The organism is Microbacterium sp. MM2322, from assembly GCF_964186585.1.
Classification (GTDB): domain Bacteria; phylum Actinomycetota; class Actinomycetes; order Actinomycetales; family Microbacteriaceae; genus Microbacterium.
Genome location: NZ_OZ075067.1, coordinates 1,709,479 through 1,723,208 on the forward strand (window position 1 = coordinate 1,709,479; position 13,730 = coordinate 1,723,208).

The window sequence follows — 13,730 nt, forward strand, 5'->3', positions numbered from 1 at the left end:
ATTCTCAGAGTCGCCGGGCTCAGAGGGCAGCGAGCAACGGTCCCAGCGACTCGAACGCCCGCGCGCGGTGCGAGGTCGCGTTCTTCTCCGCCGGCGCGAGCTCCGCGGCCGTGCGTCCATCGGCGTCGTCAGGAAGGAAGACCGGGTCGTAACCGAAGCCGCCCGAGCCGGCGGGTGCCGTCGCGAGACGGCCCGGCCACACACCCTCGACGACGTGCTCGTCGCCGCCAGGGATGACGAGGGCGATCGTCGACACGAACTGGGCGGTGCGATGCGGGTCGGCGATGTCCGCGAGCTGGTCCAGGAGCAGCTCGTAGTTCGCGACCCCGTCCTTCTTGTGTCCTGCCCAGTATGCGGAGAACACACCCGGCGAGCCGCCGAGCACGTCCACGCTGATGCCCGAATCGTCGGCCATTGCGGGGAGCCCCGTGTACCGAGCCGCGGCACGGGCTTTGATCAGCGCATTCTGAGCGAACGTCACGCCGTCCTCGACGGGCTCGGGACCGTCGTAGCCGACGACCTCGAGGTCGGGCCGGGTCGCGGCCACGATCGCGCCGAACTCCTCGACCTTGTGCGCGTTGTGGGTTGCGAGGACGATGCGGCTCTTCGTCACGCGCGGTCCTCAGCGAGCGCGGCGAGCTGCGCCGCGCGAAGGTCGCTGCATCCGTTCACGCCCAGCTCGAGCAGGGCGTCGAGTTCGCGCTTGTCGAACGGCGCACCCTCGGCGGTGCCCTGCACCTCGACGAACAGACCGCGACCGGTGACGACGACGTTCATGTCGGTTTCGGCGCGAACGTCCTCGACGTAGGCAAGGTCGAGCATGGGCTCACCGTCGATGATCCCGACGGAAACGGCGGCGACGGAGTCGTGGAGCGCCTTCGCATTCTTGCCGACGAAGCCCTTCGCCCGTCCCCACTCGATCGCGTCCGCCAGGGCGACGTACGCGCCGGTGATCGCGGCGGTGCGGGTCCCACCATCGGCCTGCAGCACATCGCAGTCGATGACGATGGTGTTCTCCCCCAGCGCCTTCATGTCGACGACGGCGCGGAGCGCCCGGCCGATGAGACGCGAGATCTCGTGCGTGCGGCCGCCGACCTTGCCCTTGATCGACTCGCGGTCGTTGCGCGAGTTCGTCGCGCGCGGCAGCATCGCGTACTCAGCGGTCACCCACCCTTTGCCCTTGCCCGTCAGCCAGCGCGGCACGCCGTTGGTGAAGGATGCCGTGCACAGCACCTTCGTGCCGCCGAACGAGATCAGGGCCGACCCTTCTGCGTGGGCGCTCCAGCCGCGTTCGATGGTCACGGGGCGCAGCTGGTCGACGGAACGGCCGTCGGCACGGGTGATCTCGGTCATGAGTTCTCCTTCGGTAGGTCGATCGCGCCGGTCTGGACGAGGCGGACGGCGCGAACGCCGCGCCCCATCAGCCGGTCGGCGAGTCGCAGGAAGTCGTCGGCGGAATCGCCGGTCGCCTCGTAGACGTGGGTGGGGGTGGTGTCGTGGCCCGCGAGCAGGTCGCGCGAGACGAGCTGACGGTAGACGTCCTTCGCCGTCTCGGTGTCGCTCGAGACGAGCGACACGTCGGGGCCCATCACGTAGCTGATGGCCCCCTCGAGGAACGGGTAGTGCGTGCAGCCGAGGACCACCGTGTCGACCCCTGCGTGGCGCAGAGGCGCGAGGTACTCCTCCGCAACGCGAAGCACATCGGACGTGTCGGTGACACCTGCCTCGACGAAGTCGACGAAGCGCGGGCACGCCTGGGCGAAGACGCTGAGACGCTCGTTCACGCCGAGCATGTCCTGGTAGACGCCCGATCCGATCGTCCCCGCCGTTCCGATCACGCCGATACGGCCATTGCGCGTCGTCGAGATCGCGGTGCGAACGGCGGGACCGATGACCTCGACGACGGGGACGTCGTACCGCTCTCTCGCATCGCGCAGGAGCGCCGCTGACGCGGTGTTGCACGCGATCACGAGCATCTTGACGCCCTGATCGACGAGCGAGTCGAGGACCTCGAGTCCGTAGCGACGAACGTCCGCTATCGGCTTCGGACCGTACGGGGAATGGGCGGTGTCGCCGATGTAGACGATCGATTCCCGCGGCAACAGCTGAGACACCGCACGGGCCACGGTGAGCCCACCGACTCCGGAGTCGAAGATCCCGATCGGTGCATCCGTCACGATCGACCAGCCTAGTCTCGCTCCGGGGTCGGTTCTCGCCTGGATAGAGTGACGGGATGGGCATGTCCACGGCGCTGCTGACCGATCGTTACGAGCTCACGATGCTGGATGCCGCCTTGCGCGATGGCACCGCGAACCGCCGTTGCGTGTTCGAACTCTTCGGACGACGTCTGCCCGGTGGGCGCCGGTTCGGTGTCGTCGCCGGAACAGGACGCCTGTTGACGGAGCTCGCGGACTTCCGATTCGACGAAGCGGAACTCGCGTTCCTCCGAGACAACGCGATCGTGAGCCCCAAGACGGTGAGTTATCTCGAGAACTACCGATTCACCGGCACGATCAGCGGGTACCGCGAGGGTGAGCTGTACTTCCCCGGTTCCCCGATCCTGACGGTCGAGGGCTCGTTCGCCGAGGCCGTCATCCTCGAGACCCTCGCCCTCAGCATCCTCAACCACGACTCTGCCGTCGCGACCGCGGCCGCCCGCATGAGCATCGCCGCCGGTGACCGTCCGCTCGCCGAGATGGGATCGCGTCGGGCCGCGGAGCGATCCGCCGTCGCCGCTGCCCGCGCCTCGTACATCGCCGGATTCTCCGCGACCAGCAATCTCGAGGCCGGTCGCACCTGGGGCATCCCGACCATGGGCACCGCCGCGCACGCCTGGACACTCCTCCACGACTCCGAGGAGGACGCCTTCCGCAGCCAGATCGAGGCCCTCGGCACGTCGACGACCCTCCTCATCGACACCTACGACATCCGCCAGGGCGTCGAGACGGCGATCCGCGTCGCCGGCACCGACCTGGGCGGCGTACGCCTGGATTCGGGCGACCTTCCCACCGTCGCAGCCTCCGTGCGGCAGCAGCTCGATGAGCTCGGCGCAACGAAGACGAAGATCACCGTGACGAGCGATCTCGACGAGTTCGCGATCGCGGCGCTCGCGGCATCCCCCGTCGACGCCTACGGCGTGGGGACCTCGGTCGTCACCGGGTCGGGGACGCCGACGGCGGGCATGGTCTACAAGCTCGTCGCCCGCCAAGGAGCGGACGGCGGCTGGGTCTCCGTCGCGAAGGCCTCAACTTCGAAGGCGTCCGTGGGCGGTCGTAAGGCGGCCTTCCGCCGTCGCTCCGACGGAGTCGCGACGGCGGAACTCATCGCCATCGCCGATGGCTTCGACGAACTCGACGCCCCGTCCGCGCACCCGGATGCGCGTCCGTTGCAGGCCGTTCTCGTCCACGACGGCGAACCGGATGCCGCCTACCTCGGCGCCGACGGCGTCGCTGCTGCCCGGGCCCACCACTTGCGGGTGCGTGAGGAGCTGCCGGTGATGGCGCTCGCGCTCAGCCGTGCCGACCCGGCGCTGGAGACGATCTACGAGGTCAGTGAGGCGTAGATCTCTTTGCAGGTCGGGCAGACGGGGAACTTCTCGGGGTCGCGACCGGGCGTCCACTTCTTGCCGCAGAGCGCGCGCACCGGTTTGCCGGAGAGGGCAGACTCGAGGATCTTGTCTTTCTTGACGTAGTGCGAGAACCGCTCATGGTCGCCCGGTTCGACGGACTCCTCGCGGATGAGCTCCTCGAGCTCACGGTCGAGTGTGGCGAGGCCGCCCTGATCAGGGCTGTCGATCGGCGTGCTCATTCCCCCGAGTGTACTGCGACCAGGGGCCGCGTGGTCGGGGTCAATGTGTTTCGGCGAACTCCATGATGCGTCCGGTCCGCCGGTCGAACAACGCCGCCCCGATGACGACACCGAGGATGAGGACCGCGGCGCCGACGCCGATACCGGCCCAGAACGATATCCACGCCGCATCCTCGCCGCCGGTGACCGACAGCCACCCCCACCAGAGCGCGGGCGCCGACAACAGCACCGCACCGAACAGCACGACGGCCTGGGTCATCGACCCGCCCGTGCGCTGCGGCTGCTCGAAGGGGCCCTCACCGGGCTGTGAGACGGCGTAAGGCGCCGCGATCGAGGAGATCGAACTCAGCCCGAGTCCGCTGGCGAACAGCGAGACGCACACGCCCACCAGAGCGGGCAGCACCAGCCATCGGCCGTGCAGCCAGATCGATCCCGTGATCGCCAGAGCCAGCAGGGGGATTCCGATCAGCACGACAGGGACGAGCCGCCCGAGCCGGTCCGCGACTCCTCGGACGCCGGCGGAGATGTGGAGCCAGACACCGGTCGAGTCGTAGGCGAGGTCGTTGTGGACGAGCCACCCGAGGAAAAGGGCGAGAATCGGCGGCGGGATCAGGGCGACCGTCTGCAACGGCACACCCACCACGAGGAGCGGCGTCACGATCAGGACGGAGGCGATGGGGACGACGATCACATTCGCGAGGTGGCGGGGATCGGAGAACCAGTACACGATGCTGCGGGCAGCGATCGCTCCGCCGGGCACGCCGGGCATGACGGCGAACCACCCGAGGCCTCGCCGCTCCCGAATCGGGACCGACCGCTCGGTCGAGGTCATCATGAGCTGAACGAGGCGCCACCACAGAACTGCCAACACGACGAGCGTTCCCACGGCCACCAGCAGCGAGACGACGAGGCCTCCGCCGCTGCGCACGGCGATCGAGGATGCCGCGCCCACAGGGGTGACCGCGAGCACTCGCGCCGCCTCGGTGAGCTGAGAGGGAAGGCCGCCGGACCACTCCAGGGAGAAGGCGAAGGCCGCTACGGGAATGACGACGACACCGGCGGCAGTGACCATGAGGCCGGTCAGCTGCGGCGATCTTCTGTCTCGGAGAACCAGTGCCGACATCGCCATCGCGCACCGCGCGGCGAGCACGGACGTGACGACGAGCAGAGCAGCTCCCAGGATCGCGAGCCCGAGCGGCGCGCCGTGGCCGGTCCACGCGACGGCCAGGGTGGCGGCGATCGCGATGATCACGAGGCCCGGAAGCCCCAGGGGCGACGCTGCCGCAACCGTCCACGCGACCGCGCGGGGTTCCGCTCCTGTGACCGCGAACCGACGCGGATCGAGCGGGTCGTCCGCGCCCGTGAACAGCGGCACCAGAAAGAACCCGGCGACCAGCAGTGAGCCGCCGACGACGGTCAGCGTCGCCGCATCCGCGTCGGGCACCCGGTCGAGTCGAACCAGGGCGACGCAGACCGCGGCGACCGCGAGCGCGAGGACCGCGAACGCGGCGAGGCGTCGCACGAGGACCATGGGACGGGCATTCAGCGCGCCGACCAGGAGCGCGAGCCTCAGTCGGAGTACGTGTGCAACCACTCCAGGCCTTCCACATCGCTGAGGCCGCCAGTGAGCTGGACGAATCGTTCCGCCAAGGTGTGATCGCCGCGCACGTCGTCGACCGCGCCCTGGGCGAGGACCTGTCCCGCGACGATGACGGCGACGCCTTCGCAGACGCGCTCCACCAGCTCCATGCCATGGCTCGACAGGACGACCGTTCCTCCGCGAGCGACGTACGCCGAGAGGATGTCGAGGATCACCTCGCTCGAGACAGGATCGACGGCTTCGAACGGCTCGTCGAGGACGAGCAACCGGGGCGCGTGGATCATCGCGCCCGCGAGCATGATCTTCTTCGTCATGCCTGCGGAGTAGTCCGACACGGGGCGCGCGAGCGCTGCGGTCAGATCGAACGCGCGAGCGAGGTCCTCGGTGCGCTCGGCCACGACGGCAGCGCGAAGACCTCGGAGGACACCGTAGTAGTGCAAAAGCTGTCGTCCGGTGAGACGGTCGAAGGTGCGGAGCCGGTCAGGGAGCACCCCCATCAGGGCCTTGGCTGCGCGCGGATCGCGGCGCAGGTCGACGCCACCGACCTCGATCGTCCCCGCATCGGGTCGGAGGAGTCCGGCGATCATCGACAGCGTCGTCGTCTTGCCCGCGCCGTTGGGTCCGACGATGCCGAAGAACGTTCCCGTGGGGATCTCCAGATTCACCGCATCGACGGCGCGCGTGCGTGCAAAGGACTTCGAGACATTCGACATCCGCAGGGCGGGCGTCGAAGCCGCACTCGCCGCCTCGGAATCGGCGACGGGGAGGACGGCGGTCGCCGGCGCGTCAACGCTGCCTGCCGCGACAGCCGACTGACGATCGTCCGCAGCCTCAAGCGACGAGTCTTTCGACAGCACCTCAGTGGGAGAGTCGGATCTGACCGCAACGTCGGGCTCCTGCTGCGCGCCTGACTCCGTCTCGTCCTGTCCTGCAGCCTCGATACCGGCGTCCCCCGCTGTCTCGAAATCAATTCCAGGAGCGACATCGGAATCGCCGTCGGACTCAAGCTCGGTTTCCGCCTCAGTCAGCGGTGCGGCCTCGTCTTCAGCCTCGAGAGACGGCTGCGTTTCGGTCTCAGCCTCAGCGTCAGTCACCGAGGGAGGCTCCGGCGCCAACAGAATCTCCTGCTCAGGCTCCGGCTCCGGCTCAGGCTCAGGCTCAGGCTCAGGCTCAGGCTCAGGCTCAGGCTCAGGCTCAGGCTCAGGCTCGTCGGGTTCTGCGAGGAGCGGGGGCTCCTCTTCAGCGTGGAGTCCCTCGCCGTCGAATCGCGCAGCCGCCACGGATGCCGGCACGTCGGGCTTCGGCGGTAGTTCCGGAGTAGCCGGCTGATCTTCCTCGGCAGGTCGCGCCGCGAGCTCGGCTGCGGCGACGTCGGCGGGCAAAGGAGGAGGAGGCGGGACGGCAGCCTCAGCGCCGGACACGGGAGCCTTTGCGCGGGGCGGTCGTGTCTTCGGAGGCGTCACCTGTCAAACCTACCAAGCCCAGATCCCGTCCTCCTGGGTGGTCGTAACCGACGGGAGTTATCACGAATCGACAACGGCAGACCTGGATACGGTGTCTTGTCAGGTCCCCCGGCTAGCATTTACCTGGCACGAAGATGTGTCTTTCCGATGAACGGACATTGACCACATCGTCAGGAGCACCACGTGACCAAGATTGTCATCCTCGCAGCCGGTATGGGCTCGCGCCTTGGCCGCAGTCTGCCCAAACCGCTGACCACGCTGAACGATGGCCGCAGCATCATGGGCCAGCAGCACGACAACATCCACGCTGCTTTCGGGCCGAGCGCCCGCATCACCACCGTTGTCGGCTACCGCGCCGAGACCATCGTCGAGGCGTTCCCCGACGTCGACTACGTCTACAACGACCGGTACGACCAGACGAACACGTCCAAGAGCCTGCTGCGCGCCCTGAAGGCGACCGGCAAATCGGGCGTGCTGTGGATGAACGGCGACGTCGTCTTCGATCCCCGCGTGCTCGGGCGTGCCCTCGCCCTCATCGAGGCCGACCAGTCCTTCGTCACGGTGAACACGTCGAAGGTGAGTGACGAAGAGGTGAAGTACACCGTCGATGGCGACGGCAACATCGCTGAACTGTCCAAGACTGTCGTCGGCGGGCTCGGCGAGGCGGTGGGCATCAACTACATCTCGCGCGCCGACAAGCCTGCGCTCATCGCTCAGCTCGGTCACGTCGACAACCAGGACTACTTCGAGCGCGGCCTCGAACTCGCGGTCGCCGAGAACGGTGTGAAACTCCGCCCGCTCGACATCTCCGACCTGTACGCCGTCGAAGTGGACTTCGCGGAAGACCTCGACCGGGCGAACCTCTACGTCTGAGTCGAGAGGGGATGCGGTGGGGCGCCCCGCGAAGTCCCCCCGGAGCGACGTTCCCCGCATCCACTCCTTGCCTGACGACGCGGCATGGGTCGGCGGTCTTCCACCCGTGGGCTCTCCGGAACACCCCTGGCTCATCCGCACACTCGACCGTGTCCTCGCGGTGCAGCGCCCCGCGGTTCTGGCTCACCTTCGGGCGATCCGGTCGCGGCATCCTGACGCGACCCCCGCGGACATCAGCCGCATCCTCGAGCGCCGCTACCTCGCCGCCGTGACGACGGGCGGTGCCGCGGTCGGCGCGACAGCGGTGGTCCCCGGTGTCGGCACCGCGGTCACCCTCGCGCTGAGCGGCGCGGAGACGGTGGGCTTCCTCGAGGCGACGGCACTGTTCGCGCAGTCTTTGGCGGAACTGCACGGCATTCGGGTCAACGACCCCGACAGAGCCCGCGCGCTCGTGCTTACCCTGATGGTCGGCAAGGAAGGCGTCGACTTGGTCAGCCAGTTCGCCGGCCAGGTGCGCGGGGTCGGACCCGCGCGAGACGTGTACTGGGGCGAGCTCGTCACGACATCACTGCCGCGCGCGATGGTGGGCCCCCTCATCGACCGGCTGAAGGGCGCTCTCCTGCGCCGGTTCGCAGCGCAGGGCGGCGCATCGCTGATCGGCCGAGTGCTTCCCTTCGGAATCGGGGCGGTCGTCGGTGGCAGCGGCAATCACATTCTGGGTCGACGCATCGTCGTCGGGGCTCGGCGAGCTTTCGGTCCTCCTCCGCTCGGGTTTCCCCCCGAGCTGGACGCCGCCGTGCGGGCAACCCGGCCGGTCGAGTCCTCCCGCCGACCGCGTCTGCGCGGTCGGCATCGCCGGGACTCAGGCGGACCTGAGCTCGATAGTGCCAGGTAGCGTGACCACGTGCTCCCCCTTCTCGTCACTCTCCTGATCCTCAACGCCGTCTTCAACGTTCTCGTGTGGCCGACCTTCTTCCGCCGCGTCTCGCGTGACGCCCGCGCGCACGACGAGCAGGGCCGCCCGACGAGGTTCCTCATCGTCCACGCGGTGTTGATCGCCATGGCGCTCGCCCTCGCCGCGGCATCCCTCATCGCCGGAATCCTCGCGGCAACCGGCGTCGGAAGCTGACCCCCCGTCGTCCTGCACATGCCAGGGTCGGCGCGCAAGTGGTGGGTCCACCGGACGAACACTGACTAGCGTTGTCGAGTGGTCACGACTCCCCCGAAGCAGCCGCCCGGCCGTATCCAAAGCCTGGACGGCCTGCGCGGAGTAGCCGCACTCGTCGTCCTGCTGCACCACTGGCTGCTGATCGCTGAGCCGCTTCTGGAAGGAACGGTGAGCTGGGCGGTGATCTCCGAGTCACCGGTCAAACTCCTCACCGCCGGTAACGAAGCGGTCCTCGTCTTCTTCGTCCTGTCGGGACTCGTCGTCGTCCTCCCGGTCTTCCGCGAGAACTTCTCCTGGATGGGGTTCCTCTCGGCCCGCATCGTCCGCCTCTACGGCCCGGTGATCGCCTCCCTGGCGCTGAGCGCCCTGTTGATCTTCCTCGTCCCGCGCGATCGGTCGACGATGCCGGCCGGCTCATGGATGGCGGAGACCCACGCGGAGAGCGTGTCCGTGGGATCCTTCTTCGCTCAGGCGTCGCTCGTGCCGCGACAGTACCCCCTCAACAACCCGCTCTGGTCACTGCACTGGGAGCTCCTCTACTCCATCGTGCTGCCGCTCGCGACGGCTCTCGCTCTCCTCGTCCGGCGTCACGCGCTGATCGCTGTGATCGTCTGCTGCGCGCTGAGCGTCGCGGGCCGTATTTTCGAGCAGAGCGAGCTGCTCTACTTCCCCGTCTTCATCATCGGAACGATCATGGCGGCGCGCATGCCCGACCTCCTGGCCTGGGTGGAGCGCCCGCGCGCACGCTGGTTCATGCCGCTGTTCACGCTGCTGAGCGTCGGGATGCTGATCGCCAGCTGGCTCGCACGACCGATCGTCCCTAGTGGTACCGACCTCAGCACGGTGCTCTGGGCGTTCGCGGCGCCCGGCGCTGCGGGCATCGTGCTCGTCGCCCTCGCCTGGGGACCCGCGATCCGGCTGTTCGAAACCCGACCCATCCAATGGCTCGGAAAGATCTCCTTCAGCCTCTACCTCGTCCACGTGCCCGTGCTGGCGACACTGGCGTTCGCCTTCGGCTCCGAAGCGTGGGCACTCGTCGGGGTGCTCGGCATCCCGATCAGCCTCCTCGTGGCCTGGGGGTTCTATGAGGGAGTCGAAGCTAGAATGCACACAGCGGCGCGACGCGTCCACCGAGCTGTTGCGGCGCGAGCGCGTCGCCGGGCCGGGGAAGTCGCGCCCTGATCTGCCGCCGACGAGAGCACAGCACATACATGCGTTCGCCCCTTCCGCCCGCCGTCACCCGAGCCGTTCGCTGGGCTCTCACCCGCGCGAAGCGCATCCCCACGTCGGAGCAGATCGCCTGGTCCCGTTCCCTCCCGCTTCGGCCTCGGACGGTGGTCTACGAATCGTTCGCGGGAAACGGTGCGCTCTGCAATCCTGACGCCATCTTCCGGGCCCTCTTGTCCGACCCCGATTTCGCCGACCTCACCCACGTCTGGGCGATCAGCGATGCGGATGCCGCAGCCGCCGTGCGTGCGGAGTTCGCGGGACATCGCAACGTGTCGGTCGTGAAACGCGGCAGCGGCGCCTACTGGCGCACCGTGTCCACCGCCGGCTACCTCATCAACAACGCCACCTTCCCGCCCGCTTTCGGCAAGCGGACCGGCCAGGTCTACCTGAACACGTGGCACGGAACGCCGCTAAAGTTGATGGGCTTCGACATGCCCGGAGGCGCCCGAGAGTCCGCGAACACCCTCCGGAACCTGCTCAACGCGGACTATCTCCTGGCCGCGAACCCGTTCATGGCGGAGACCATGTACGAGGACGCCTACCAGCTGCGCAACGTCTACCGCGGCGCGATCATCGAAGAGGGCTACCCCCGGATCGACCGCCAGTGGATGACCGGGGCGGAGCGCGCACAGCGCATCGCCGATCTGGGTGCCCGCCTCGGAACCGATCTCACCGACAAGCGGATCGTGCTGTTCGCCCCGACGTGGCGCGGAACCTCGTTCCAGGCTCCCGACGCCGACCTCGCGCACCTCGCCGACCAAGTGGCGGGGATCCAGCGGGAAGTGGGTGAAGACGCCGTCGTCCTCCTCAAGACCCACCAGGTCGTCCACCGGGCGGCCACCCGCATCCCCGCCCTGAAGCGTCTGCTCGTTCCCAACACCACGGCGACGAACGTCCTGCTGGGCCTTGCGGACGCATTGATCACGGACTACTCGTCGATCTTCTTCGATTACCTCGCCACGGGCCGCCCCATCGGCTTCCTGGTTCCCGACGGCGATTCGTACGCCGCTGAACGCGGTACCTACATGCCGCTCGACGAGCTTCCCGGCCCCGTGAGCACCGACCCTGCGGCGCTCGGGCATGAGCTCGCCGGATTGATGGGGCCGAACGCCGCGCCGCATCCCCGCTATGCGGAATGGGCGGAGCGGTTCGTCCCCTACGACGACGGCCAGGCCACCTCGCGGGTCATCGACGTCGTCTTCCGCGGACGGGCGGCCGACCGGAGAGTCCGTCCGGTGCGGCGCGACGAGCGCCCGCGGCTCTTGTTCTACCTGGGCGGCATGCGCCTCAACGGCATCACGACCGCCGCCGTCAACCTGCTCAATTCGCTCGACACCGAGCGCTACGACGTCACCGCGCTGATGGCCAATCCTCGGGGGGCCACGACGCGGCACAATCAGGCCCGCCTCAACCCCGACATCCGACAGGTCTTCCGGGTCGGCGGGATGAACGGGCTCAAAGCCCGTCAGGCCCTGCGGCGGGTGGCAGATGTGAGTACCGACCCGCTCCGCGCGCACCGGCGGCTCGGACACCGCACGCTGTGGCGAGACGAGTGGACGCGAATCTTCGGATCGGCGAAGTTCGATTGGGTGGCCGATTTCAGCGGCTACAGCCCCTTCTGGGCGCATCTGCTCCTGCACTCGCCCCGCGCGACTCGCGCGATCTGGCTCCACAACGAGATGGCGGCGGATCGCGACCGAACCGTCAACGGGAAGCAGGCGTTCCGCCGTTCGCTCGGCCGGGTCTTCGCGATGTACCGGGCCTACGATCAGCTGGTCTCGGTCTCCCCCGCGCTCACCGAGCTCAACCGTGTCGAGCTCGCCGACTTCGCGCCCGCCGAGCGGTTCGTGACTCTCCGGAACCTTCCCGACGCCGTGTCTGCCACGCCCGACGACGACGGCGGCGAAGCGGGCGAATTCGCAGAAGACGACGCCGCACTCGATGAGAGGATCGATGCCGCCCTGGCGACGCCCGGCATCCGGCGGTTCATCACGGTGGGTCGCTTGTCGACCGAAAAGAACCACGCACGTCTCATCCGTGCCTTCGCACGGATATCCAGGACGGCACCGAACACCCAGCTCTTCATCGTCGGCGGAGGGCCTCTCCGCGGCGAGCTGGAGCGGCAGGTGCGCGATGCGGGGCTCACGGGCCGAGTGTTCCTCACCGGCTCCCTCCGGGACCCCGTCTCGGTCATGCGGCGCTGCGACTGCTTCGTGCTCTCGAGCGACTACGAAGGTCAACCGATGGTGCTGATCGAGGCGGCGCAGCTCGCCATGCCCATCGTCTCGACGGCGTTCGCGTCGGCGCGCGGGGCTCTTCCGGGTGACGACATGCACATCGTCGAGCGAGACGACGAGGCACTCGCGGAGGGGATGACGGCCTTCCTCGACGGTCGCGTGGCGCCCGCGTCTCTCGATGTCGAGGCTTATTCCGCGGAGGTCCTCGCCCAGTTCGACGCGCTCATCCCCGATCCGACGCGTTCGACCGTCCCTGGTACGCAGTGACCATCGACGCGCCGGTTCCGGCGCCTGGCGCTGGAGTGACGTTCGTGATGCCGGTGCTGAACGAGCGGGACTATCTCGAACGTGCCGTGCAGACGGTACTCCAGCAGGAGGTGCACGGCCCCGCGGAGCTGGTCCTTGCTCTCGGACCCTCGACGGATGGAACGACCGAACTCGCACGCCGGCTCGCTGACGTGGACTCCCGGATCCGCCTCGTCGACAATCCCCGGGCGGACATCCCCGTCGCCCTGAACCTCGCGATCCGCGCCGCTCGACATCCGACGATCGTGCGCGTCGACGCGCACTCCGAACTCGCCCCCGGTTACACCCGCCAGGCACTCGCGACCCTCGATCGCGTTCGCGCCGCGAATGTGGGTGGTGTCATGCGCGCCGACGGCCGAACCCCGTTCCAACGCGCTGTCGCGATCGCCTACAACTCTCCTGTGGGACTGGGCGGCGGCGCCTACCACGGCGGCGCGCCAGAGGGACCCGCGGAGTCGGCGTACCTCGGCGTGATGCGCCGGACGGTGCTCGACGAGGTCGGCATGTTCGACGAGACCATCCGCCGCGGCGAGGACTGGGAACTCAATCTCCGCATCCGCCAGGCGGGATACCGGGTCTGGTTCGATCCGCAGCTCGCCGTGACCTACTGGCCTCGGGAGAGCTGGACGCGCCTCGCGCGTCAGTTCTTCGCCACCGGCACGTGGCGGGGCGAACTGGTTCGCCGGTTCGGTCGGCAGAACTCCCTCCGCTTCTTCGCGCCGCCGTCCCTCGTCCTCGCCGTCGCGACGAGTGTCGTCCTCGGATCGCTGCAGCTCCTCGGGGTCGTCGGAGGAACCGCATCCGTGATCCTTTCGGTCATCCATCTGCCCGTCGCGCTGTACGTCGCGTGCGTCATCGGATTCGGCGTGATCGCCGGCGGATCGCTGCGCGAGCGCAGTTGGCTCGCGGCCGTCCTCCCCACCATGCACCTCGCGTGGGGCGCGGGCTTCCTCCGGGGCCTGGTCCGCGGCGCGAAAGACACCGTCGACACCTCACGCCTGGACCGCAATACCCCACTGCCCTGAATCAGGACGGATGCCGCGGCC

At 68.4% G+C, this 13,730-nt stretch carries 13 protein-coding genes; 7 read left to right on the plus strand and 6 right to left on the minus strand.

What is annotated here, in order from left to right:
- Positions 1–19: 19 nt before the first annotated feature.
- The 3 genes from rdgB to murI are packed head-to-tail and all read right to left on the minus strand — an operon-like array spanning position 20 to position 2,177.
- Positions 20–613: an RdgB/HAM1 family non-canonical purine NTP pyrophosphatase gene (gene rdgB, locus ABQ271_RS08440; protein WP_349308334.1), complete on the minus strand. Its 594-nt coding sequence runs from the start codon at positions 611–613 to the stop codon at positions 20–22.
- Positions 610–1,353, minus strand: coding sequence for a ribonuclease PH (gene rph, locus ABQ271_RS08445; protein ID WP_349308335.1), 744 nt, complete (start codon positions 1,351–1,353; stop codon positions 610–612). Before rph ends, rdgB begins: the two co-directional genes overlap by 4 nt.
- The gene (gene murI / locus ABQ271_RS08450; protein WP_349308336.1) at positions 1,350–2,177 is read right to left on the minus strand and encodes a glutamate racemase; all 828 of its coding nucleotides are present in this window, start codon (positions 2,175–2,177) and stop codon (positions 1,350–1,352) included. Before murI ends, rph begins: the two co-directional genes overlap by 4 nt.
- A 56-nt stretch (positions 2,178–2,233) precedes the next feature.
- On the opposite strand from murI, the gene ABQ271_RS08455 reads away from it, so the two are divergent.
- The gene (locus ABQ271_RS08455) at positions 2,234–3,562 is read left to right on the plus strand and encodes a nicotinate phosphoribosyltransferase (protein WP_349308337.1); all 1,329 of its coding nucleotides are present in this window, start codon (positions 2,234–2,236) and stop codon (positions 3,560–3,562) included.
- Here the strand turns inward: ABQ271_RS08455 and ABQ271_RS08460 are convergent.
- The 3 genes from ABQ271_RS08460 to ABQ271_RS08470 are packed head-to-tail and all read right to left on the minus strand — an operon-like array spanning position 3,541 to position 6,501.
- The gene (locus ABQ271_RS08460; RefSeq protein ID WP_349308338.1) at positions 3,541–3,807 is read right to left on the minus strand and encodes a DUF3039 domain-containing protein; all 267 of its coding nucleotides are present in this window, start codon (positions 3,805–3,807) and stop codon (positions 3,541–3,543) included. The two genes, ABQ271_RS08455 and ABQ271_RS08460, sit on opposite strands and share 22 nt — an antisense overlap.
- 40 nt (positions 3,808–3,847) lie before the next feature.
- On the minus strand, positions 3,848–5,338 hold the full coding sequence (locus ABQ271_RS08465; RefSeq protein ID WP_349308339.1) for a hypothetical protein: 1,491 nt from the start codon (positions 5,336–5,338) through the stop codon (positions 3,848–3,850).
- Between the two features lie 38 nt (positions 5,339–5,376).
- Positions 5,377–6,501, minus strand: a complete 1,125-nt coding sequence (locus ABQ271_RS08470; RefSeq protein WP_349308340.1) for an ABC transporter ATP-binding protein — start codon at positions 6,499–6,501, stop codon at positions 5,377–5,379.
- Positions 6,502–7,053: 552 nt separating this feature from the next.
- On the opposite strand from ABQ271_RS08470, the gene ABQ271_RS08475 reads away from it, so the two are divergent.
- The 6 genes from ABQ271_RS08475 to ABQ271_RS08500 all read left to right on the plus strand — a co-directional run bounded on the left by ABQ271_RS08475 (position 7,054) and on the right by ABQ271_RS08500 (position 13,709).
- On the plus strand, positions 7,054–7,743 hold the full coding sequence (locus ABQ271_RS08475; RefSeq protein ID WP_349308341.1) for a phosphocholine cytidylyltransferase family protein: 690 nt from the start codon (positions 7,054–7,056) through the stop codon (positions 7,741–7,743).
- 16 nt (positions 7,744–7,759) lie between these two features.
- Positions 7,760–8,638: a hypothetical protein gene (locus ABQ271_RS08480; RefSeq protein WP_349308342.1), complete on the plus strand. Its 879-nt coding sequence runs from the start codon at positions 7,760–7,762 to the stop codon at positions 8,636–8,638.
- 9 nt (positions 8,639–8,647) lie between these two features.
- Entirely contained in the window at positions 8,648–8,872 is a 225-nt protein-coding gene (locus tag ABQ271_RS08485; protein WP_349308343.1) for an SCO4848 family membrane protein, read from the plus strand.
- 78 nt (positions 8,873–8,950) lie between these two features.
- A complete protein-coding gene (locus ABQ271_RS08490) occupies positions 8,951–10,093 on the plus strand; it encodes an acyltransferase (RefSeq protein WP_349308344.1) in 1,143 nt (380 codons plus the stop codon).
- Between the two features lie 29 nt (positions 10,094–10,122).
- A complete protein-coding gene (locus tag ABQ271_RS08495; RefSeq protein WP_349308345.1) occupies positions 10,123–12,645 on the plus strand; it encodes a glycosyltransferase in 2,523 nt (840 codons plus the stop codon).
- Entirely contained in the window at positions 12,642–13,709 is a 1,068-nt protein-coding gene (locus tag ABQ271_RS08500) for a glycosyltransferase family 2 protein (RefSeq protein WP_349308346.1), read from the plus strand. Before ABQ271_RS08495 ends, ABQ271_RS08500 begins: the two co-directional genes overlap by 4 nt.
- Positions 13,710–13,730 lie beyond the last annotated feature (21 nt).

Bases quoted from the DNA above. Each gene is read 5' to 3' on its own strand.
- ABQ271_RS08455 (WP_349308337.1), top strand. From the start codon at position 2,234: ATGGGCATGTCCACGGCGCTGCTGACCGATCGTTACGAGCTCACGATG.
- ABQ271_RS08460 (WP_349308338.1), bottom strand. From the start codon at position 3,807: ATGAGCACGCCGATCGACAGCCCTGATCAGGGCGGCCTCGCCACACTC.
- ABQ271_RS08465 (WP_349308339.1), bottom strand. From the start codon at position 5,338: ATGGTCCTCGTGCGACGCCTCGCCGCGTTCGCGGTCCTCGCGCTCGCG.
- rph (WP_349308335.1), bottom strand. From the start codon at position 1,353: ATGACCGAGATCACCCGTGCCGACGGCCGTTCCGTCGACCAGCTGCGC.
- ABQ271_RS08495 (WP_349308345.1), top strand. From the start codon at position 10,123: ATGCGTTCGCCCCTTCCGCCCGCCGTCACCCGAGCCGTTCGCTGGGCT.